Genomic DNA, 23024 nt, shown 5'->3' with positions numbered 1-23024 from the left:
TTTGTTCTTACATAGTCAGGCTGTTTTTGCCTCTTCATAGGCGTCTAACGTTTGGGGGATAGCAAGTAGGTACCCTTGATACATATCGAAACCGAGCTTTTTCATTAAGCGAAGTTGATGCTCGGTTTCAATTCCTTCGATAACGGTTTTAGAGCATAACGCTTTTGCGAGTGATAATGCATCGTTAAGCGCTTTAAAATCACCGTTTTCATACCTTAGCAATAAAGAGCGATCCATCTTGATTATATCTGGGCAAACGCTTCTCACTCGCTCAGTTGTCGATGCATTGACGCCATAATCGTCAATCGCTAATTTAAATCCTTCAAGACTTAACTCCCGAGCAGCTTGAGACAAAGAGAGTTCATCCTCCACCTTCAATTCAAGTAACTCCATGACGATTTGTTCATTCATCAAATGCGATTCATAAATGGTTTGTTTTAGCAGTCGGTTATACGTGATGTCTTTGACTAGTATCTCTGCCGCTACCGGTAATACATTGAGAAACAATTGTTTTGTGTGAAAGCGAGACTGAGAGAAATTTTTGATATGGATTAGGCGACTTAAGCGTTCAACATTGAGCAAATCTTGAGTGGGAGTCGCTTTGGATTGGAAAAACTGATCTGGCCTAACCATGTTGCCATTGGCATTGCTAATTCTTACCAGTGCTTCAAGGCCAACGATGGAAATATCGTTCTTATATATGGGTTGAAAGACACTGCGGAGAGTGAAGTTCGCGTATTTCGCAATATACTGCCCGTCGGCTTGTTTCCGGATGCAACTAAGTAGTTGCGAGATGCTCATCATTGTTACCACAACCTAAATCAATGTCTCAACATCAGCGTTATCGCGCTAATTTTTCTATTTCATTGGCAATGAATCTAAGTGTGCTCATTAACTCAAGCAAGAACGATGGTAATGGATGGGTAGGTTTGTCGAGTGACATCAAACAAATTGATGAAATAATTGATAATCTCAGCACTTCAATTTGATGCTACCATTGCAGTACGGCATACAACTGCAAATATTTTCTGACTAACTGCTGTTTGTTCGAACGCCGTAAAGGATGCCCAAACTTAATGTAACAAGGGCTAATACCGAATCGAGTGTCCAACGATTGCGTGAGTTGCGACTCGCTGGTGTACAGTGTGATTCCTTGTTCTGTGTATTCGTTGATCTGATCGGGTAGTTCCCCCATCCACCAATGAAGCAATTCTCGGCTCGTTTTGCTGCGACTTATCCAATGATCACAAACCAAAAAGAGTAGGTCATTAGGCTGTAAGGCATAGCCATATTCACTCTGCCATTCCGTAATTGATGAGAGTAAGTTTTCCCGGCAAGATTTTCCGGCACTGACCATATGGTGACTCAGAACCCAGACAGTGCCGATGTCGGATGAAATTCGATAGTGATGGGGAAGGTCTGGAGAATCCAACACTTCGATTGGCTTTATCACGCAGTTGTATCCAAAGTGACGAAAAGTATGTTCCATCCTTCTTGAAAACGCGAGACCAAGATGATGCTCACTCATGCCTTGGTTATGCACCGCAGGGTAATGCTTTTCACACAGCTTAAGACAGTCGTCTTGAAAATCATTAACACTTTGAATAACTAGGTCGAGTAGCAAAGAATATCCCTTAATAATTACAAAACGAACTGCAAAAGGTTAGCATAGTCTTTTGAGAATAGACTAATTTACTTCGGCAACTTCTTGATCTAAACACCAAATTTCTCACAAATGACCGTGTCTAATCTTTAATAGAGCAACACGAAAGAAGCAGAAGTTGAACAAAAATTTGAAAGGGAAAAAATGATAAAGCTAGAACGCGCACAAAAAGAGGCGTTGGCCACCGCCATTCAAGATTACATGCAAGACGAGCTAGATGTTGAAATTGGACAGTTCGATAGTGAGTTTCTAATTGATTTTATTACAGAAAAACTAGGACCAATTTATTATAACAAGGGTGTTGAAGATGCTAAGTTACTGGTTGAACGCAGAATGTTAGAAGTTTCCGAAGAGCTGTATGAGATAGAACAAGAAGTTAAGCTGTAAGTTTCAGTTTTACAAACGATTTAAAGTTCCTTCAAAAAATTCGAACAACTTGATAGATACGGTACCATTGGCTAGATGTAAATGATGGTAAATAATCTGTTTCATATGACGTAAATAGGTTAATGTAGTGTTTCTTGCTCAGCATTAACTTAGGAATATATCTAGGAACTTGAGATGGATACACTGGTAAAGAATTACAACCTTACTGCACGCGTGATGCATTGGTTATCAGCGCTGTGCATTATTGGTCTATTTGCAGTGGGTTTGTGGATGGTCGACCTTAGCTATTACAGCGAATGGTATCGAACTGCGCCGCATTACCATCGCTCTGTCGGTATTTTACTCGCTATTTTAACTTTGGCACGCATCGTATGGAAACATGTGACGGCGTCACCAAAGGTAGAAGGCAAACGTTACGAAGTGCTTGCTGCTAAAGCAGCGCATGGTGTCATGTACCTACTATTGATCACCATCTTTGTTTCAGGTTACCTCATTTCAACGTCTGATGGACGCGGCATCGAAGTGTTTAATTGGTTCACCGTGCCAGGAGCGGGAGAGTTATTCCCAGGCCAATCAGATATTGCAGGTGAGATTCACTTCTATGCAGCTTGGGCAGTCATCCTGATTGCAGGCTTACATGCTATTGCTGCACTAAAACACCACTTTATCGATAAAGACAACACATTAAGAAAAATGTTAGGAGCTTCAAAATGAAAAAGTCACTTTTCGCTACAGGATTAGCTATCGCTATGGCACTGCCATTTGGTGCGCAAGCTGCAGATTATGTCATCGATACCAAAGGTGCTCACGCTTCAATCAACTTTAAAGTTAGCCACTTGGGTTACAGTTTCATCAAAGGTCGTTTCAATACATTTTCTGGTGACTTTTCTTTTGATGAAAACAACATTGCTGACTCAAAAGTAAATGTTGTTGTTGATACAACCAGCCTAGATTCAAACCATGCTGAACGTGACAAACACATTCGTAGTGGTGACTTCATCGATGCTGGTAAATACAGTGAAGCAACCTTTACGAGCACAAAAGTGGTTGATAAAGGCAATGGCAAACTAGATGTAACTGGTGATCTAACGCTACACGGTGTTACTAAGCCTATTACTATTGAGGCTGAATTCGTTGGTGCTGGCAGTGACCCATGGGGCGGCGAGCGCGCTGGCTTTGTTGGCAACACTCGCCTAGAGCTTGCTGACTTTGACATCCCAGTAATGGGTGCTTCAAGCTACGTCGATATGGAACTTCATATCGAAGGTATTAAGAAGTAATTAGTTCCTTTTAGATACACTAAAAGCGCTCTTCACTTGAAGAGCGCTTTTTTATTATCTTAATCACATCACTAACATCGATAAACCCGTCAGTGATAGCGATTGAAAGCCAATAAACGTTGTAAATGTTTAGCGAATTACGCTGTTTCTAACTCACTTTTTTCCACTAAGTTTAAACGCTCACCAAAAATCGGGCGTAGTGCTTTTAATACTTCAGTACGAGTAACCACCCCGACCATCTGCCCATTTTCAAGCACAGGAAGCACTTGTGGCTTACTTACTTTGATACTTTTAGCGCGTTCTTCGAGAGACAAAGACGTCAAGCGAGTGGCAATACCCATACTGCTCGCTGGGTACAACTGCTCTTTATCGATACATAGGAATTCCACAACATCAACGAGGCGATCACCAGCGTCAATTGCGACCACATCTCGGCTCATGATGTCGACGACTTTTTGGTCTTTCACCGGAATGTAGTCCTCACACCATAGTTCTACCATCACATCGTGAGCAGAGAAGAAGCCAACTAATCGATTTTGTACGTCTACAACAGGTGCGCTAGTTACGTTGTTATCAAGTAACACATCCAGCGCGGCTGCAATTGGCGTTTCTGCACGAATGGTGACTGGTTTTTGGTTCATAATGTCTTTAACAAAAGAGGCATTTTTCATAGTGAAATCCTTAACTGACGACAGTGTTGTAGTTTTAGTGATAGAAGAAATATTCGCTGCTTTTAGTTCTGGTCGGCGAAAAATACACCAGTTTGAAAGGCCAACTAATACCGCTCCGCCGACGATGTTGCCAAGCGTGACAGGAATTAAGTTAGCGGTAATAAAGTGGCTAATGTTTAGGTCTGTGTATTGTGACGCGGGCACACCGACAGATGCCCAAAAAGATTCAGGTGCAAAATTCGCGATAACAATACCAAGTGGAACCATAAACATGTTCGCAACACAGTGCTCAAAACCGCTGCTGACAAACATTGCCACAGGCAAAATTGTCATTGCTGCTTTTGTCATTGCATTTGCAGAACTAAATGTCAGCCAAATCGCTAGGCAGACCAATAGGTTACAGAGAATGCCGAGTGCAAACGCTTGAATGAGAGTGTGGTGAAGTTTGTGTTGTGCGATGTTAAGCGCATTTAATCCCCATTGACCGCTATCCATCTGATAAAGACCAGCAGCAGTAACCAGCGCAAGTAGGAACATCGCACCAATAAAGTTACCAACGTAAACTTTGCCCCAGATCGAAAGCATCTTACCGAACGAGATTTGCTTATTGGCCCAAGAAATACTGGATAGGACGGAGCTGGTAAATAATTCACCACCGCAGATCACTATAAGGATCAATCCCATGCTAAATGCGAGTCCACCAGCTAGGCGGCTCAAGCCCCAACCAGCGCCAGTACTGCCGGTGGTCACCGTGATGTAAAACAAGAATGCTAACCCGATGAACGCGCCGGCCATAATCGCGAGGCTTAATGTCATACTGCTGGTTTTGTTTGCCTTACTTAACGCAAATTTTTCCGCTTCAACCATCATCTCTTTTGGAGAAAAATACTGGTGATTTTGAGAACTGGTCACCGCCATATTGACTCCTTAATTTGTAATCGCATAAAAAATCCTTGGTTATTAACTCAAAAATGAAATTGTTGTTTTTATTAAGAGCCTCAATGACTTCGGTTTCAAAACCATTGAGGCTTGCGGTGTTCCCGAACCGCGTAATCAGAATAGGGAGAACGGTTAGTAAGGTAAAATTGATAATATTTAGAAACCTCATCAAATTAATTGATAACTTTACGGGGCCAGGTAAAATGAACTCTATTGCTTATTGGGGCATGCTTTAACAATTGTGGGGATTGGGAAATACCCACTAATAATGGAGGACACTTTGCGCTACTCACTTAAGCAATTAGCGGTTTTCGACGCAGTTGCAGATACCGGCAGTGTAAGCCAAGCCGCAGAAAAATTGGCTTTGACACAATCAGCGACGAGTATGTCGCTTGCGCAATTAGAGAAGATGCTTGGCAGGCCGTTGTTTGAGAGGCAAGGCAAGCAAATGGCGTTAACCCATTGGGGGATGTGGTTACGACCAAAAGCAAAACGCTTGCTACAAGACGCATTGCAGATTGAAATGGGCTTCTATGAGCAACATTTATTGAGTGGTGAGATTCGTATGGGAGCGAGTCAAACCCCAGCAGAGCACTTAGTTCCCGACCTTATCAGTATCATTGATAATGACTTTCCAGAAATGCGTATTTCTCTCGGTGTACAAAGTACAAAAGGGGTGATTGATGGGGTATTAGATTACAAGTATGACTTAGGGATTATTGAAGGGCGCTGTGATGATAACCGTTTACACCAAGAAGTATGGTGTCGTGATCATCTTACTGTTGTCGCAGCTTCTCATCATCCTTTTGCGCGTAATCAGTCTGTTAGCCTTGCGCAGTTAGAGCAAGCGAAGTGGGTACTAAGAGAGCATGGCTCTGGCACACGAAAAACATTTGATAGTTCCATTCACCACCTTATTGAAGATTTGGATGTGTGGCGCGAATATGAACATGTTCCGGTATTACGTAGTTTAGTTGCTAATGGTCAGTACCTTACTTGCTTACCGTATTTAGATGTAGAGCGATATATAGAAGCAGGTCATCTTGTGGCATTAAATGTACCTGAGTTAAAAATGGAAAGGACGCTTTCATTTATATGGCGTTCAGATATGGCAGAAAACCCATTAGTCGACTGCATTAAAAGAGAGGGACTGCGAATGATGAAAGGGAAGCCTTCAGTTCTTTAAAGGTTGATTAAACATGCCTACGAGATGAGTTGGGTTTATTCCCTAAATCTGTTGATTTATCGGTTGCGTCAAACTTTTAATGTAAATTGTGAAAATAATAATATCTTATTGTGATCAATATCACCGATAAGCTGAGCTGATGTATCTAACATGTGTCCTTGATTTCAATGTATGAAGGCAGTTATTGAACCATATAGGTACGATAATAGCCGAGTAGGTATGACTACCATGACGACACTTTTAGCTATTTCTATCACTACTGGAATTTTATCTGGCGTATGGGGTTGGATCGCCATCTCTTTAGGTTTGCTTTCTTGGGCTGGTTTTTTAGGTTGCACGAGCTACTTTGCAGCGCCAACGAGCGGATTGAAAGGACTAGGCATCAGCTTAATCACCAATATGACAGGCGTATTCTGGGCAATGGTAATTATTCACGGTTCCACTTACGTTGGGTTGGAAATTATTGGCTATGTGATTACCGCTATTGTGGCATTCTTCATGTGTATTCAAGCTAAACAGGCTTGGCTCGCGTACATCCCTGGTACTTTTATTGGTTCATGCGCAACATTTGCGGCTGATGGAAACTGGCAACTTGTTATTCCATCGTTGTTGCTAGGTGGTGTGTTTGGCTATCTAATGAAAGCGACAGGGCTATGGTTGCATACGAAATCAACCGCTACTTCATCTTCGCTTGCTGAGCAAGCACAACAGTAGTGAACCCCCGATCTTATTGGTATCCACTGTGTATTGAGTTTTATCCCTCTCAATACCCTTAATCAAAATTAATGATGTTTGATACAAGCACACCAAATTGGTGTGCTTTTTTTGTATTACAAGACAATACGCTGAGTGTAAAATACGTCTAACTCATGTATTGCCGTTGGCCATGGTAACAACGCGTTTAAGTGTCCAGCGCAGAAGAACAGGAATACACTCCATGCCTTTCTCTTCACAATGAGAAACAATAGCCAAAGCTAAGTCCGGTTTTGCATGTTTTTTCAAAACACGATTTACGACTTTTTTAGCAGGGATAGGGTGGTCATGAGGAACTTTGATGATGTCCTTAAAGAAAAGTTCAAACCCATTGTTGTACAGAAAGTGCTCGATGTCTCGGTCGGGTAATTCCGTAAGTCGATGCCTTTCCTGATCATGGTCGAGCTGTGCTCGTACTGCATGCGCGTACTTTTTCCCTGCTGGGTCGCCATCGGTAACGACATGCCAATCAATACCAAACTCTTTTGCTACTTTGATGAGTGATTTTAGACCTGATTGAGCAAACTCAACGATTTGAACCCCTTCGGCAGCCAAGTCATACCCGCATTGACGAGCCAGTTCATGAAAAAGCCAAACTTCGGTTTCGCCCTCAACAAGTAACCAGCACCGCGCAAATAATGCGCCTGAACGATGAAAACGAATATGGAAACCAATTCGGCGCAACTCATCTCGACCAAACTTTGTTGAGTTTAAACTCTTAGCGATGGTTCTGTCTGATAGCCGAATTAAACGTCGAATTGAATACAGTGGAACAGAACCGAGTAACGTGCCACTGTTGGTGGTTAATATCTTTTGCATTGGCAATAATTGCAATAAGGACCACGCTCTCGCTAGATGAGTTGGATGCAGTCGACCTTCTGGATCTTCAATGATCAGTATTGGTCTCGCACAGCGCCTTAAATCGGTGGGGCCTTTAGCTTGAAGATAGGCATTGAGTAACCCCATTAAAAGCAAGCGGCTTTGTTTGTCATTGGTTTCTTTCAAGAACTGACTCAAGCCTTTATCAGAGGAAGGGCTTGTATAGAAAAGACCATCACGAGGTTTGCGTGGGTTGCCTTTGCTGACACTTCTGAACGCGAAATAGTGTTCAACAAGCGTTTGCATTGAGTCGAGGCTACTACGAATCTCACCTTTATTCACATGGCCAGGCATAGCCAATAAGCGTCGACAGGTGTTGTTGATTCGTTTTTCAATCCGAGCATTTTTACCATCGCCGTTGACATGGTTTAAATCTGGGAAGCGTCGGGAGTCACGTAGTCGGATTACAGGATGAAGTGTCATTAACTCAATAGCGAGTTTCTCTGAGTGGTGAAGTTTTTTGGGTTTGCCGTTATGATCCAAAAACGCGTACTCTGTATTAATGCCGTGCTCATCGCGAGACGCACTAATACGATAGTAAATGACTTGCTCACCCTCTTCGTTGGTGCACCATGTAGGCTTTATGCGTCTGTAGCGTCCCGCTTTTACTTCGTTTTTATCCTGTGCTTTAAAACAAACAATGATCTGTAAGTGTTGTGTTTGTGGATGAGAAATTGAGTAGTCAACGTGAAAATCTTTCAGTTTGAATTGATACAATGAGCCATTGGCAGGTAGTGCGATGGAAAGGGCATCGAGTAATGATGATTTGCCCCACGTGTTTTCACCGATAAGCGTGGTGAGTTCGTCAAAAGAGAGTGAAAGGCGTTTGATGCCTCTAAACCCGGAGATTTCGATGCGTTCTAGTTTCATCTCAATCCTCCTTGCAATTATTTGAATTATCGAGAGTTATTTTGCTACTCCTAAGCATATATGAATTCGGAATTTTTGAGTTAAGCTCAGTTCACAAAATTACGAGAGCCTCTTACTGAATAGAGACCGTTACAAGCGAGGCTTGCTTTCAAAGCTGGGGGACAGCATCGTGATCACTTAAACATGAAATCCTAAATCGCAGTTTCATAAAATTCATGATTCTGTCATGATTCACTTCTTATTATTATAAGGAATGAAAAAAGAGAAGATGAAGATGAATAACAATCATAAGCCAGTGAGAATCAAACTGGCACACATCAATGACACACATTCCTACTTTGAACCAACGTCATTACAGTTAAAGCTTAAGATAAACAATGAACTCACGCTAGAACCCTATGTCAGTGCTGGCGGCTTTTCTCGTATCGCAACCAGAGTCGAGCAGTTAAGAGATGATGCTCAGCGCCAAGGTCATGGAATGTTGTTCCTCCATGCCGGAGATTGCTTCCAAGGCACGCTGTATTTCTCACTATTTAAAGGCAAAGCCAATGCCGACTTATTGAACGCATTAAAGATTGATGCAATGGCGTTAGGTAACCATGAATTAGATATGGGGAATGAGCCAGTTGCATTGTTTTGCCAACGTACTCAGTTCCCATTGCTTGCTGGCAACTGGGATTTATCCAATGAATCACTTAAAAAACCTCACCGTATCAGTGATTGCAAGGATGTATATAGTTACCAACCGGATACACAGAGCGCTCAATACATTGTTAAAGAATTCCATGGTGAGCGGGTCGCGACTTTCGGATTATCCATAGATAAAATGAGCGACATCGCAAACCCTGATGCAGACACGCCTTTTCACTCAGCAATTGAAACCGCCAAGGCGACCGTAAAACAAATCCATTCATCAGGTATAAAAAATATTATTCTTCTGAGCCACTTAGGTTATGAAGGTGATTTAGAGTTAGCTGAGCAAGTCGCAGGTATTGGTATAATTGTTGGTGGACACAGCCACCGGTTGCAAGGTGATTTTTCATCAATAGGGTTAGGACAAGACGATCCCTACGGTATCAAAATTAATGATACCTATGTGGTGCAAGCGGGTTTCCATGCTTTGACAATGGGGCACTGCGTCATTGAGTTTGATGAACACGGTAAAGCAACGATGTTGAGTGGACAAAATGAACTGTTGCTTGGTCGACGTATTTTTTGGGACTCGACGCTAAACCAACAGCTCGACCAAGGTGTATTCGAAACCGCGTGCGACTTCATCCATGGTCAACCGAATGTCGTGGTTTGTAAGAAACACCCGGAAACTCAAGCGATCCTGAGCGATAAATATATTCCTCAGGTCAGGCAGTTACAGTCACAAGTCATTGCTAGTGTTGACACCAAAAAGCGTCATGTGAGAATTCCCGATGAATTTGGTGAGAGTGAGTTGGCTTCCTCCGTTGCCCGATCATTTCTGCACTGTTTAAACAAACGTGGATATGACGTTCAATTTGCAATTCATAATGCGGGTGGCGTGCGAACCTCTTTGAACCCTGGCAACATCACAGTGGCAGACATTGCCGGACGGCTGTTGCCTTTTGCCGTTCCTATCGGCTTTTACGATGTAAAAGGCAGTGCTATTCGCCGTGCACTTGAAGGCGCGATAAATAATGCACTCAACAATGGCGTAGAAGGCACTGGATCTGGCAGTTATCCGTACACTTACAATTTAAACTTCGAGTACCACGCAGATGCCCCAAAAGGTGAAAGAGTTCAATCATTAGTGATTTTTGATGGCAAACAATGGGTTTGTGTTCAAGATGATGCTTGGTATCGAGGGACTTCTTCTGCCTATACGATGAAAGGGAAAGAGGGGTATGACGCATTGCAGGAGATGAAAGGAGAAGGGCGTGTGACCAGTTTGTCCATGGCTGATTGTTTTATTGAACTCCTGACCGATGAGCCAAACTGTTTGAATCAAAGTCACAAACTTTACACAAAGCGACGTCGATAATAGATACTGGTATTGATTTTGCTGCTCTCCACTTACTACATGGGTTGATGAGGGTGGCAGTATGTGGAATAAAGATTGGGCAGATACGGCAGTAGTGGTTGCCTGGATCGCAATTTGGTCAACACTGGTCTACTTTGTGCCTCTAAGCGGCTTTTGAATTGCTAAGAATGTGGATGTTACAAAAGGGAGCAGTAATGCTCCTTTTTTGTATCTATCTTCCCCGTTAGGGCTCTAACCAATGAAGAGTTTGTCTTGAGCCATTTGCTGCTTTTTGTCTGTTTACTAAAGTTCAGGTGGTTGAATCCATTTCTTTCTTTTTATAGTGCTTCCTGATTTTTGATAAGAATTTTATTTCGATAAGACAAGGCTTTTTTGTTGGAAAGCCTGACGCTCGGCGTTATTATGTCGGCGTTTGGGGAGTAGTTAGCGCAAGTTTACTTATCGTCATCTCGTTAAGCATCAGCTTATCCGGTAAGTAAAGGTGTTACGTGGTTCATTCACGTCAACACTTCAACGAGACCAACGCATTCATTGACTAGCAGCACATAATCGTTATGTGGCTGTTGGTTGTTATTGTCTGCGGAAGGTCACCAAACGAAGTCCTTCCGCCATGGGAGGAAATATGTCTCTTATCGAAAATACCACCCAATTGAGCCAATCGGTGCCTCTTCAAGAATCATTAGCGATGTATGGTGCTTTTGGTTTATTTACCCTTGTTCTTGTTACGCTTGATATCTATCAAACACGTAGTGGCGTTATCACGATGAAAAAAGCCATCGTTTGGAGTGTTTTTTGGTTCTTGCTTGCCTTTGTTTTTGCAGGTTCTATTTATTTATTCTGGGACTTTTACGCGCCACATAGCGCTTATACGAACGACAAAGCAACGATTTCATTCTTAACTGGTTACTTACTAGAGAAGTCGTTAAGCGTTGATAACTTGTTTGTGTTTGCCATCATCTTTGCACAATACAGTGTGCCGGAGCATTTGCGTCCGAGAGCATTGCTTTGGGGGGTGATAGGTGCGCTAGTTTTACGTGCTGTCATGATTGCGGTTGGTGCTCAGTTACTTGCACAGTATCACTGGGTATTGTACTTATTTGCTGCTTTCCTTATTTGGACAGGTGTTAAGCTAGCTCGCGACAAAGGCGAAGCAGAAGAAGTTAATCCATATCCGGAGCAGTTGATTCGAAAGGTATTGCCAGTTACAGATGACTACCAAGGAAATCACTTAACCTTAAAGCAAGCTGGTAAGTGGGTGGCAACACCGATGCTGATCGTTGTTGGTGTCATTGCAGTAATGGACGTTATGTTTGCGTTGGATTCTATACCAGCTATATTCGCGGTAACGCGAGAGCCATTTTTAGTCTTAGCCGCGAACGTATTTGCATTATTGGGTTTGCGATCGCTGTACTTTGTTCTTCAAGCAATGTTAGACAAGTTTGTATACTTAAAACCAGCATTATCAGTAATCATGATGTTTATCGGGGTAAAAATGCTATTGGTTGGAACAGAATATGAGATTCCGACAGCATGGTCTCTCACATTTTTAGTTGTTGTGATGACATCGGCAGTGGTGGCATCACTCCTAAAAAACAAAGCGAAGCGTCAAACTAGCGTTAATATTACTAATCAAAAAATATAAAGTAAGCACTAAAATCAAAAGAAATAACGAAAAATATTGTTAAATATATGTTGTTTCTTAAGGGGCGATTATGCAGGTAATGTTCAGTTATTCAATGTAATTACAGCAATTGTGATTATTTATGCCGTTATTATTCATTTGTATTTTTGAGTTTTGTAATGAGTTTGTTTTATTAGAAATTCTAATTTGAATGGGTAAAATTTGTCATTTCTTAAACAATAAGAAACTGACTAATATACAACCAACTAAACAGACTACTGCTTTTAAAGAGAGGCAATCATGGCACAAGCAATGCAAATGACAAATGTAGCTTTACCAACCTCTATGGATAAGAAAACCTACGCGGTTAACTTCAAAGGACTGATTGCTCACTTACTGGACATTCTATTTGTAGATAACACTGCGCCACGCAGTTACTACGCAGAAGACTTGTCAGCACATATTCAAAAAGACATCGGTATGTACCGTTAATATTGAAATAGTGTAAGAAATACCGGCCTATGAGCCGGTATTTTTTTATTTGTAAAACATGCCTACTCAACCTACGCCCTAGAAAAGAAACACTCTAGAGGAGGTAGACATAATAGTAGATTAAGTGTTGTATAGAAAAACGGGGCACCATTGGTGCCCCGTTTTGACATGACTGAAGTGAGATATTACTTCTTGCGGCAGTATTCTGCGATCACGTACATCGACTGACCACCATTTGCCTTACCCGAAACTAGCTTTGGATCATCGCCAAGGCTAATACCACGAATCACTGTACCTTGTTTGATTACTTGGTTAGTGCCTTTTACTGGTAGGTCTTTAATTACTGTTACATCGTCACCTTTCTTAAGTTCAGTGCCGTTACAGTCAACCGTTTTATCGTCAGCAGACATCCCTTTCATTGCCCAGTTCATTTGCTCTTCTTCCATGTACATCATGTCAAGAGCATCTTGAGCCCAGCTTTCTGTGTTTAGGCGAGTGAGTTGGCGCCATGCAGTCACTTGTACAGCAGGAACCTGGCTCCACATGCTTTCGTTTAGACAACGCCAGTGGTTAATGTCTTTTGGCTCATCGATCTCACCCAGACACTTATCACAAACCATGATGGCAGTATCAACCGTCACATTACCGTGAGGTGGGACAGCGTATGCAGTTAGTTGAGATTCAGAAGAACACAGTTCACATTTTGACTCGCAGCGCGCAAGCAGAGTAGCTTCAATAGACATAAGGACTCACCTTAGTAATGTTATTTTGTGGCGGTATTATCCACTTTATCCTGAGAAATAAAAGGGTGTTAGCGAATTAAAGACTAGATTTTACAATACTCCAACCTGATTAAGGTGAAGATGTAAAATATTCGCTAAATAAATAATACGGAAGTATAAAAGACACTATTGATTGTTTTGGCTTATGAATTGGTTGTGTCAATTTCTACAACGATTACAAGCCTAAAAGAGGGAAATGTAGAGAGAGGGTGGCTAGAACATAGCCCTCTAATTTACAGAGGGCCTGTCGTTAACGTTCGACAATCTGGACAATTTGCTCTTTTGAAATGCTCATTTCTTTACCATCCATGTCTTCATACTCGTACATACCCGTTTCCTCGTTCAGGTCTGGTTTACCGTAAGAGGTAATAATTTTCCCTTCATTTGTCGACATCAGATATTGGCTACTTCCGCATGCAGCAAGAAGTAATACAGTGGCAATAACAGTCAATACGCGCATAGAGTTTTCCTTTTAAACAAGTGAGTTAGGCAAAGACATTGTTTTAACTATAGCAGAGGAAATATGAGTGGGTTTGAATACAATTAAAATGAAAAAGCCCAGTAGAAACTGGGCTTTGGTAGGAAGGGGGTTGCGATTACTTCAAAACAGAAGTGTTAGTGACACCTGTTAGTGTGTCATCCATCAAGAAGTCAGTGTTTTCCATCTGCATCTCTACATGATGATCAATATCAGACAGAGTGCCATTTGGCGAAGCAAAAGTACTGTGCGATGCAGTAGCATTAAACTGTACAAAGCTCGCAGTTGCATTCACAGTAGTGTCCGTACTGTTCACAGTCTTCAACCCTAGCTTATTAGCGAGCGGTTCAGTACCCGCGAATGGTGCATTTGGAACGCTGTTTGGTACTGTGCTATCGCCATCCACTTCTGTCATAAAGAATGGTGTCGTTAGCGAACCAGATGCCACTAAATCTGAAGCGTTTGTGAACGGATCGACAGTGTCTAGTGTAGTCTGTGCTGCATAGATAAATTGTGAGAAACCTGCTTCTAGCGCTGCTACTTGAGCTTCCGTTGCCGCAGCCTCAAATGCTTCGTAACATGTTTTATCTTCTAGATCCGCACATGATGCATCAGCATAATTCGCATAGTCTTTTGATGCTGCATAAGCGAGGTTATGTTTGATCTGAGGGCCGTAATTGTCTGAACCCAGTAACAAATTACCAATTTGTCCACCAGAGTTCTGTACTGATGCAGAACTAAAGGTGTACAGCGCATCCGCAGTAGGGCTGCCCAATGTATTGTTTGCTGCTGCGACGGCAGATGTAGCGACAATACCGCCAAGTGAATGACCTAGCATTTTGACTTTTGAACCCGTCATTGGGTTGAAGCCTTGCAGAGGACCTCCAGCTAAAAGACCGCCTTGAGCAGATACTACCAAGCTAGCGCGCAAACCTAACACATCCAGAACACTTTGACGTAGGTTGTCACGCGCAACGGCTAAGTTGGAAAGATTTAGATAAGCCAGTACATTCGCATTTGCGGAACGTTGTTCATCTAAGCTGCGCGTACCATGAATAGGTAAGTCAATAGCGATAACTGCCACACCTGCTTTTACCATATTGAACGCGAACGCGTACGCATTCTCTTTCGCTGAGGTGATGCCGTGTTGATAAATCACAACGTCTGTCGCGACGCCAGATTTAGGTGTGAAGACCAGTACTTCGACATCTTCAACCGATTTCACTACGGGAACAGGCGAGTAGCGAGTAATGATACGCTCACTATCAAGCTGGGTACCATCGGTAAGAGTAAGCTTAGCTCCAACAAGTTTTAGCTGCTCTGTAGGATCTGTAGCAAGCTTTGTCACATCAACAGGATCATTTGCAAAAACGCCTGTTGATAGCTGCTGAACCATGTTTGCTTGCTCGTTCGGATCCGCTAATGCTGCGCTTAGCTTCGCTAGGCTTGGCATCGCAGATACCATTGGTTGCATGTTCCAGCTTGCGCCTTTTTCCAGGTAATGAGGCAGTCTTACCACACCTTGTGTCACGCTTACATCGGCACCTGATTGCATGTAAAGGCCTTTAATTGCCGTTTTAGCTGCGTCTAGATCGCTAATGTATTTACTAAAGTCATCGTCAGAGTCTAGCGCAGTGCTAAAGTCTTGGGTTTCACCGAGCGTTATTGTGTAGGCCGTTGATAAGTCAACTGAACCTTCGTTTGAGTCATTTTTGTAAACGGTATTTAGTGTGTTTGCGCCGGTAGAAAAACCAGTAGCGGTTACTCCTTTGACTGCCGCTAACGTATCACCTACAGACTGGGTACTGAACCATGAGGAGTAAACGATGTCGTTAGGGTTTACTTTGGCGATACCAAAAATGCCTTCAACCGCCTGAGTGACTGCTTGAACAGAAGCAAGGTCGCCAGTTTCATAAACGATTTCTTTCGATTTACCAGTCGCATAACTTGCTGATGTACCAATTGGCTCACCATTCACGTCAGTAACATCTTGTGTAACCGCAAAAATGTACTCGCTTGACTCATCAAGTGCAGCCAAGAACTGGATGTATAGAGAGTTACCTTTTGCTTGAACTACGTAGTCCTGATTCTGAACGAGTACCTCTTCGATTGGGTTAGATTTACCGTCCCACTCGGTTAAGCGTTGGTTAATCTTGATGACTTTAACACCAGACGACAGCATGCCCGTTGCAAAACCATCGCCGTTGAAGTTAAGAACGATTGGCATAGACGTTGACCATCCATCCATCGTATTCATCGAGGCTCTAGGGTTGGTTAAAGCATCATCGCCATCAGTTGGCAGACCAAGCGTACCATCGCTTGTGTCCATTAATAAGTAAGATGGTGCCGATACATCTGCGTTCGCTCCTTGAAGCGTAAAACTGATGGATGTTTCGCGATCAAGCAATGCTTGGACTTCATCTTCAAATTGAACTTTGTCGGAAGTACCAGAGCTGGAAGTATCATCACCACAACCAGCAAGAAGGATTGCAGAACAAAGCATTGATAATTTAAACGTGTGTTTCATTGGTTTACTCCGTAATCCCATTATTTGAAGGTGTAGTTCATCTGTACCGCGCTGATGTAAGCAGTACCTTCTGAGTCAAACTTAATCTCTTCACCCAGAGCATTTGTCTCAGTGAAAGAGCCTGATTTACTCTTAACAAGTGCAAAGCCTGCATCGAAAGTTAAATTCTCACTCATTGCGTAAGTTAGGCCCGCGCTGTACCAAAAACGGTCACTGTCAGGAATACTCAATGTCGCTTCACCTGCTTGTTCGTCGTACGCAAAGCCTGCACGGAATGTCCAGTCTGTATTAAGTATGTAAGTTGCACCAATGGAGTAGCGATTGTTGTCTTCATATTTCTCAGGTTTAAAGAAACATACTCCGTCATTACATTCGTTACTGGTCGCTTTTAGTTCTTTAAATGTGCTCCAGTCGGTTTGTTGCCAGCCGTAATGTACAGCCCATTGTTCATTCAGTTGATGGAAAGCCGATAATTCGATAATTGAAGGGAGAGAGATTTTTAAACGGCCATCAACTTTTGGTGATGAAGCTCGACCAGAGTCGTAACTACTAAACTCACCGTCATCAAAATCTAGATCAACCTTAGAGCGGTAGCCAAAGCCAAAACGGTTGTTTTCATTTAGCTCAAATAAAGCGCCGACATTCCAACCCCAAGCGAAAGTTTCACCTTCCATGCCGACAAGGTTATCGGACTTATTACCACCTAAAATACCGGCGAGTGCGCCTTTGTGGCGAGTCAGCTCTGCTTCAGCGTATACTAGGTTGATACCACCACCGACACTGAAAGACTCGTTGATACGGTAAGCGACATTAGGGTTGATGTTTACTGAAAGTAGGGAAGTGTCACCCGCCATATCACCTGCGGAAATATCATTTGGATAGTCAGTGGCAACACCGTATGTTGTGAACATACCGATGCCCCAAGCCCAGTTATCATTGATAGGGCTGATGTAATAACCTGCTGGCACGATCTGTAAAGGGGCGACATCTTTCGCGTGTTCATTGTTTACAGTGTCGTACACATCGACTTCAGGGTCGATGATAGATAACGCGCCCGAAAATTGAGCTTCTTTGAAAAGTGTCATTGCTGCAGGGTTACGAGCAAGGACGCTGGCATTATCTGCGACAGCCCCTTCACCTGAAAATGCTCGACCAAGACCAGATGCCGAATGTTCAGCTACCTGGAAGCCCGCTGAGTGGGCATTACACGCAAACAATATTGAAATTGTAAGCAGAGAGCAGTGCTTCTTGTTCATCCTTGACCCTCCTAGGGTGTCATAATGCTGGACCGAAGTCCTTGTAATTGTTGTGTGGTACTTACACCAATTGTTAATACGCGAAATACAACGGTGATGTAAATGTAATGTTAATTGTATGTTTAATAACTTGTCAAAGTTTGAGCGTATTTTGCGTTTTAAATATGATGCATAGGTCAAACGATGGCTTGTAAGGGCATGTATTATCGTTATATTTTTGAAGAGAATGGTACGACCAGAATTGTTTTGCGAGCTTTATAGTTAAATAACGATCAAATCAAGAGATAGCTCGCTTTGCTGTTTCTTCACTTCACAGGCATAATTCGCGCTCGCTATGTAGTTATTCAATAGACGCAATAGGAACCGCATTGGAATTACTGAATGTTGAATTTTTAGGTCGTTCGCTAAGGCTCGAAGGATCGATGGCTGGGTGGCAGCAGTTATATTGGGATAATACGTTGGTGTCTCAAATCGATGCCAGTGACAATACCGCAGAGACTTGTCTACACCAGTTTAAGCTCTCTGCGGGTGAGGAAATCCTGAACTGTCATTTAGAGTGTTCTTTAACATGGCAACCGTTTGAATTGAGTTACAAGGTCACAATTAACGGTGAGCTCGTCAACGAAGGTTGTCGAAATGAAAAAGACATCGAGCGCCAAGTGCCAGAAGTTACGCCACCATCCGAAAAGCGTTTAAGTATAATAGGTCTCGTATCTCTTGGGATGAAAGCACTTAAAAGTGCGAAAGTTATTAAAGTGGCGTTAGCGTCTGCAAGTCTCGCTGCATATTCTTGGCTATTTTCCATCGAGTTCGCGCTAGCGTTGATCGCTTGCTTGGTTTTCCATGAATATGGTCACATTAGAGCTATGAAGTATTTTGGAATGAAGACCAAAGGGATCTATTTGATTCCATTCCTAGGTGGTTTGGCGCTAAGTGACGAAAAGATAAACACGCGCTGGCAGGATGTGGTTATCTCAATCATGGGACCATTTTTCGGTTTAGTACTTAGTATTGTTTTTACTTTGCTTTATTGGATGACTGGTGAGGTGATCTTCGCTGGGCTTGCTGTGTTTAACGCCTTGCTAAACCTATTTAATCTGCTGCCTATTTTACCATTAGATGGTGGCCATGTGCTCAAAAGTATTACCTTCTCAATGAATACTTGGGTCGGGTTAGTTGGCAGTATTGCGACCGCTTTATTAGGCATTTTTATCAGTTACTATTTCGGTCTGACGTTGCTAGGGTTTTTATTGTTAATGGGAATGTTGGAAGTGGTGATGGAATGGAGAGCTCGACATCAAAGCCATTTATTGCCATTAACCCGTTATGGGCAGCTATTCTCACTGGCTTGGTACTTGGTCTCTGTCGGAGGTTTTGTTTCTATCATCTGGTATTTTGCCACTCTCGGAGATAGTTTGTTAAGTTTGCCGTTACAGATATTGGGCACTTGATTAGAATCATTAAAAAGCTCCCTAGGGAGCTTTTTAATTTGGCAAGCTTAAGTAGTAGACGATAGTAGCAAGTAGCAATGAATTAGCCACATCTTGGTGCTTTCGCGTTATACGCAGGCAGCTTATTTATGGTTGCTTGTAAATCTTTAATGCGCGTACTGTGCGATGGGTGGGTTGAGAAGAATTCAGGTGGTTGAGAACCACCTGATGCAGCACTCATATTTTTCCATAAATCGACACTTTGACGTGGGTCGAAACCTGCTTTTGCCATGAATTCCAGCCCGACAATATCAGCCTCAGATTCCTGAGTACGACCGTATGGCAAAATAACACCGTATTGGACACCGACACCAAGTGCCGCCATCGTCATTTGTTGATACTGTTTGTACTCGGAAGCGCCAATGGCAACGTTTGCTAGAGACAACCCGGCATTTGCTAACTGACTTTGTGAAAGACGTTCATTACTGTGGTCAGCGAGGACGTGAGCGACTTCGTGACCAATGACTGTTGCCAACTGATCTTGGTTTTTCGCGACATCTAAAAGCCCGGTATACACGCCGATCTTCCCACCTGGTAGAGCAAACGCATTGACTTGTTCACTATCAAAAACAACGACTTCCCAGTCTTTAAATCCAGATTGAGCGGGAATGGTGTCAGTGATGTGTTTGGCAACGCATTGAACGTAGGCATTCGTTTTGCGATCTTTGCTGATTGGGATATCTTTCTTCATTTGTTCGAAAGATTTAGCGCCAAGCGATGACATTTCCTGATCTGAAAACATCAGGATCTGGTTGCGACCCGTCGGTGATGCGCTACACGCTGTTAAACCCGCGATAGTTAAAAGAGCAGAGGCTTTCATCCATACCTTCATAACAGGCTCCATTTAATTTTTTGTTTTGAAGCAATAGTATATACCCAAATAGTAACATGATGCATGGATCAAGTTATTCATCTGCTTAATAAAGAAGGTGAGATGTTACGTCTTGAAGTTATGCCCAAGTAGCGTCTATGCTAGCTTCCTAGCACATCGTTACAACCTAACAAACCAGTTTGTGAAACTAAGAGTAAAACAATGAGTATATGGAAAAAGCCCGTAAGCATAGAGATTCTGAATGCCACGTCAAAAAATACCCTGATCGAGCACCTACAAATTAAATATACAGATTTCACTGACGACTCCCTTACGGCAACCATGCCCGTATGCAGCTTTACTCATCAACCTTTAGGAATGCTTCACGGTGGTGCATCAGTCGTGCTCGCAGAAACATTAGGCTCATTGGCTGCAAACTTCTCTGTCGATGAGGGCAGCTACTGCGTCGGTTTAGATATTAACGCGAACCATGTGCGAGCCATGCGAAGTGGTCATGTGATTGGTACGGCAAAACCGCTTCATCTGGGTATTTCAACGCAAGTGTGGCAAATCGATATCACTGATGAGCGAGGCCGTTTAGTGTGTACCAGTCGCTTGACCATCGCTGTGAAACAACACAAAACAAAGTCGGTATAAACTAAGATGGTGATTGAGTTTTCATTAGGAAAAATCATTGCAACCCAGCGTGAAATAGTGATTAAGCTCTCCGGCAGTGCAATGGTAACCTTGCAAGCGCAAACCGATGCAATTCAGTTGCTGGGTAGAGGAGCGAACGTTGTTTTATCTCATGGAGCAGAGTGCAAATGGTCTATCAAGCTGGACAACGAGGAACAACTGGCTGAACTTTCGCGAGAAATTGGTATCGATATTCAATAATCTATAGTGTGATGTTTGCACTTTTTGGTAAAAATGAGGAAACTTAGCTTATCGACAACAAGATAAGAATTTCCTCTTTATGAGTAGCCCTCGTTTACGTGTTCAGTTCGAAACACTGTTTGAAAAATTTTCCGGTCACGATACGGACGTTCAGCTCGAAGACATCACCGAAGCGTTGTTTTGTACACGTCGTAATGCTCGTATTGTTCTAAATAAACTTGAAGAAGAGGGCTGGATTGAGTGGCATCCGGCAGCGGGTCGAGGAAAACTTTCGAAACTCGTTTTTAAACGTAATCGAAGCGATGTCAGCGAAAACCTCGCCAGGCGTTATCTCGATGAAGGGAAAATCGGTCAGGCTCTAGATGCGCTTGATAACGATGCGGCACGATTGACGCAGGTTATCCAAGGTTATTTAGGGCTTCAGCATCGACAGGGCGAGCAGGTCGTGCGTTTGCCTTATTATCGACCATTGTCGATGTTAAACCCGCAGAAACCGATGCGGCGTTCTGAACAGCACATCGCCAGACAAATTTTTAGCGGACTCACTCGCCTTGATGAAAATGAACAACTTCAACCAGATTTAGCCCACACGTGGGAAGCAATTTCTGATACTCATTGGCGTTTTTATCTTCGTCGTGGAGTACGCTTTCATAATGGTGAACCGTTAACAACCAGTTGTGTTCTTGAAAGTGTGCTTGCGTTAAATTGCTTGAACTTGTTTTCTCACATAAAGCGGGTGTCTTCACCACAAGAGTGGACCGTTGATATTGAGCTCGTCCGTCCTGATCGCTACCTGCCTCTGGCTCTGAGTGAGTCGCAAGCAAAAATTTTGCTACCGAGTGCTTTGCGTTCTGAAAGCTTTGATAGACAACCGATAGGGACAGGGCCGTTCCAAGTTAAAATGAATGATGATAAGCGTCTTATTTTGACTGCTTTTGATGGCTACTTTGGTTTTCGCCCTTTACTTGACCAAGTGGAGGTGTGGGTAATCGATGAAGCCTATTCTTCAATGGTTTATCCAAGCCTGTCAAAGCCGAAGATGGATAAACAAGGTTCATCCGATGAAGTCGAGCTGGACCCTGGCTGTACATTCCTATTACTAAACAAAAACACTGGGATTGCAAAAGATCCACGTTGGGCAGAGTTCCTCTCGCAAACCCTCAACAGTCACCAGATTTACGCGCATGTCCCACAAGATAAAGTGATGGAACTGGGAGTATTGCAAGCCTTTGGCCTTAAGCCCGGTTGGATTGATCTTAGGCCAGCAGAAGCGGGCAGCGTACCACAGGCTAATAAGGTAATTTCCGTAGCGTATCAGAAAAAGCATCCGATGTTTCCAGTAGTTGCCAAGGCCATCAAGACACTCTTAAAACCGCACGGTATAGAGGTTGAGTTTATTCGTTATGATTCTCAACCGCCCGCACCGGAGGAAGTGGATATCTGGGTGAAAGCTATGGGCATTGCAACGAACCGAAATGACGCGTTGGCGGGCTGGCTCCTGGATTACAGTGATATTGAGAAGTTCAGTTCAGGTTACGATTTTAGTGAATGGGCTAAACTTGTCGATCAATGGCGTGCTGGGATGCACACAGACTTTCCTGCGCGTGAGCTAGGACGACAGTTAGTAAAAAGCTGTCAGGTGATTCCTATGTTTCACTGTTGGCTAGGCGTGAATAAAGACCACAGCGGTGCGTTACAAAATGCAAAGTGTAATGCCTTAGGTTGGTTTGATTTTAATAATGTATGGGTCAAACCGGATATAGAAAGTAACCATGGCGAAACCGAATAAGAAGCAGCCGACGAAAACCGTCGATATCTATTGCTCAAAGTGTAAAACTCAACTATTCAAGTACCGTAAAGGCGGAAAAGGCGCACTGGTCAAGTGCTTCAAAGAACGCATTGTTGACGATTTCACACAAACCCCATGCATCTGTCCCAGTTGCGGGCAAGAATTTGCAAGAGATACCCTAGTGAGAGGAACGCCTGCTTACAAAATGATTGGCAGCAAAGTGACAATGAAATAATGAAGGG

General features: G+C 43.0%; 22 protein-coding genes. 13 read left to right on the top strand and 9 right to left on the bottom strand.

Annotation, left to right across the window (positions count from 1 at the left end; genetic code table 11):
• Nucleotides 1-15: 15 nt before the first annotated feature.
• Both R7P67_RS04680 and R7P67_RS04675 read right to left on the bottom strand, forming a co-directional pair.
• Nucleotides 16-804 carry an EAL domain-containing protein gene (locus R7P67_RS04680; protein WP_017634180.1) on the bottom strand — a complete coding sequence of 263 codons (789 nt, stop codon included), beginning with the start codon at nt 802-804 and terminating at the stop codon, nt 16-18.
• A 187-nt stretch (nt 805-991) separates the two neighbouring features.
• On the bottom strand, nt 992-1624 hold the full coding sequence (locus R7P67_RS04675) for a hypothetical protein (protein WP_005376385.1): 633 nt from the start codon (nt 1622-1624) through the stop codon (nt 992-994).
• A gap of 183 nt (nt 1625-1807) precedes the next feature.
• Between R7P67_RS04675 and R7P67_RS04670 the strand changes: the two genes are divergently transcribed.
• The 3 genes from R7P67_RS04670 to R7P67_RS04660 all read left to right on the top strand — a co-directional run bounded on the left by R7P67_RS04670 (nt 1808) and on the right by R7P67_RS04660 (nt 3330).
• Nucleotides 1808-2050, top strand: a complete 243-nt coding sequence (locus R7P67_RS04670) for a DUF2164 domain-containing protein (RefSeq protein WP_005390155.1) — start codon at nt 1808-1810, stop codon at nt 2048-2050.
• A gap of 174 nt (nt 2051-2224) precedes the next feature.
• Nucleotides 2225-2764 carry a cytochrome b gene (locus R7P67_RS04665; RefSeq protein ID WP_025767789.1) on the top strand — a complete coding sequence of 180 codons (540 nt, stop codon included), beginning with the start codon at nt 2225-2227 and terminating at the stop codon, nt 2762-2764.
• Nucleotides 2761-3330, top strand: coding sequence for a YceI family protein (locus tag R7P67_RS04660; protein ID WP_017634178.1), 570 nt, complete (start codon nt 2761-2763; stop codon nt 3328-3330). The genes R7P67_RS04665 and R7P67_RS04660 overlap by 4 nt, the downstream gene beginning before the upstream one ends.
• Before the next feature lie 137 nt (nt 3331-3467).
• Here the strand turns inward: R7P67_RS04660 and focA are convergent, their stop codons facing one another.
• Nucleotides 3468-4919 (bottom strand): formate transporter FocA, encoded by a 1452-nt coding sequence (gene focA / locus R7P67_RS04655; RefSeq protein ID WP_171344620.1) that lies wholly within the window; start codon nt 4917-4919, stop codon nt 3468-3470.
• Nucleotides 4920-5220: 301 nt separating this feature from the next.
• Between focA and R7P67_RS04650 the strand changes: the two genes are divergently transcribed.
• Together R7P67_RS04650 and R7P67_RS04645 are read left to right on the top strand one after the other, a co-directional pair.
• Nucleotides 5221-6126: a LysR substrate-binding domain-containing protein gene (locus R7P67_RS04650; protein ID WP_005376369.1), complete on the top strand. Its 906-nt coding sequence runs from the start codon at nt 5221-5223 to the stop codon at nt 6124-6126.
• Nucleotides 6127-6354: 228 nt separating this feature from the next.
• Nucleotides 6355-6840, top strand: a complete 486-nt coding sequence (locus R7P67_RS04645; protein ID WP_171344619.1) for a DUF1097 domain-containing protein — start codon at nt 6355-6357, stop codon at nt 6838-6840.
• A 153-nt stretch (nt 6841-6993) separates the two neighbouring features.
• Here R7P67_RS04645 and R7P67_RS04640 read toward each other — a convergent pair whose 3' ends face one another.
• The gene (locus R7P67_RS04640) at nt 6994-8628 is read right to left on the bottom strand and encodes an ATP-dependent endonuclease (RefSeq protein WP_262653619.1); all 1635 of its coding nucleotides are present in this window, start codon (nt 8626-8628) and stop codon (nt 6994-6996) included.
• Nucleotides 8629-8896: 268 nt separating this feature from the next.
• Between R7P67_RS04640 and R7P67_RS04635 the strand changes: the two genes are divergently transcribed.
• The 3 genes from R7P67_RS04635 (at nt 8897) to R7P67_RS04625 (ending at nt 12752) form a co-directional block, all read left to right on the top strand.
• Nucleotides 8897-10639 (top strand): bifunctional metallophosphatase/5'-nucleotidase, encoded by a 1743-nt coding sequence (locus R7P67_RS04635; protein ID WP_262653621.1) that lies wholly within the window; start codon nt 8897-8899, stop codon nt 10637-10639.
• Between the two features lie 622 nt (nt 10640-11261).
• On the top strand, nt 11262-12281 hold the full coding sequence (locus tag R7P67_RS04630) for a TerC/Alx family metal homeostasis membrane protein (RefSeq protein ID WP_318085891.1): 1020 nt from the start codon (nt 11262-11264) through the stop codon (nt 12279-12281).
• A gap of 279 nt (nt 12282-12560) precedes the next feature.
• Complete coding sequence (locus tag R7P67_RS04625; protein ID WP_005376351.1) at nt 12561-12752, top strand: hypothetical protein; 192 nt, start codon at nt 12561-12563, stop codon at nt 12750-12752.
• A 185-nt stretch (nt 12753-12937) separates the two neighbouring features.
• Here the strand turns inward: R7P67_RS04625 and R7P67_RS04620 are convergent, their stop codons facing one another.
• The 4 genes from R7P67_RS04620 to R7P67_RS04605 all read right to left on the bottom strand — a co-directional run bounded on the left by R7P67_RS04620 (nt 12938) and on the right by R7P67_RS04605 (nt 17795).
• Complete coding sequence (locus tag R7P67_RS04620) at nt 12938-13495, bottom strand: PhnA domain-containing protein (RefSeq protein WP_005376350.1); 558 nt, start codon at nt 13493-13495, stop codon at nt 12938-12940.
• A gap of 289 nt (nt 13496-13784) precedes the next feature.
• The gene (locus R7P67_RS04615) at nt 13785-13994 is read right to left on the bottom strand and encodes a YgdI/YgdR family lipoprotein (RefSeq protein ID WP_005376349.1); all 210 of its coding nucleotides are present in this window, start codon (nt 13992-13994) and stop codon (nt 13785-13787) included.
• Between the two features lie 136 nt (nt 13995-14130).
• Nucleotides 14131-16539, bottom strand: coding sequence for a VolA/Pla-1 family phospholipase (locus tag R7P67_RS04610; protein ID WP_318085890.1), 2409 nt, complete (start codon nt 16537-16539; stop codon nt 14131-14133).
• Between the two features lie 20 nt (nt 16540-16559).
• Nucleotides 16560-17795, bottom strand: coding sequence for an outer membrane protein transport protein (locus R7P67_RS04605; RefSeq protein WP_005376347.1), 1236 nt, complete (start codon nt 17793-17795; stop codon nt 16560-16562).
• A gap of 422 nt (nt 17796-18217) precedes the next feature.
• Between R7P67_RS04605 and R7P67_RS04600 the strand changes: the two genes are divergently transcribed.
• A complete protein-coding gene (locus tag R7P67_RS04600; RefSeq protein WP_239945329.1) occupies nt 18218-19246 on the top strand; it encodes a site-2 protease family protein in 1029 nt (342 codons plus the stop codon).
• 82 nt (nt 19247-19328) lie between these two features.
• Here the strand turns inward: R7P67_RS04600 and R7P67_RS04595 are convergent, their stop codons facing one another.
• On the bottom strand, nt 19329-20117 hold the full coding sequence (locus R7P67_RS04595) for a M48 family metallopeptidase (RefSeq protein ID WP_017634168.1): 789 nt from the start codon (nt 20115-20117) through the stop codon (nt 19329-19331).
• Nucleotides 20118-20318: 201 nt separating this feature from the next.
• On the opposite strand from R7P67_RS04595, the gene R7P67_RS04590 reads away from it, so the two are divergent.
• From R7P67_RS04590 to R7P67_RS04575, 4 genes are all read left to right on the top strand, one after another.
• Nucleotides 20319-20753 (top strand): hotdog fold thioesterase, encoded by a 435-nt coding sequence (locus R7P67_RS04590; protein WP_005376340.1) that lies wholly within the window; start codon nt 20319-20321, stop codon nt 20751-20753.
• Nucleotides 20754-20759: 6 nt separating this feature from the next.
• Nucleotides 20760-20993, top strand: coding sequence for a DUF3389 domain-containing protein (locus R7P67_RS04585; protein ID WP_005376338.1), 234 nt, complete (start codon nt 20760-20762; stop codon nt 20991-20993).
• A gap of 79 nt (nt 20994-21072) precedes the next feature.
• A complete protein-coding gene (locus tag R7P67_RS04580; protein WP_262653629.1) occupies nt 21073-22782 on the top strand; it encodes an SgrR family transcriptional regulator in 1710 nt (569 codons plus the stop codon).
• On the top strand, nt 22766-23017 hold the full coding sequence (locus R7P67_RS04575; RefSeq protein ID WP_186585318.1) for a hypothetical protein: 252 nt from the start codon (nt 22766-22768) through the stop codon (nt 23015-23017). The genes R7P67_RS04580 and R7P67_RS04575 overlap by 17 nt, the downstream gene beginning before the upstream one ends.
• The last annotated feature ends 7 nt before the right edge of the window (nt 23018-23024 follow it).

The organism is Vibrio sp. Vb0937 (genome assembly GCF_033338855.1).
The sequence above is the reverse complement of the archived record's forward strand: the minus strand, read 5'-3'. Positions and strand labels throughout refer to the sequence as shown.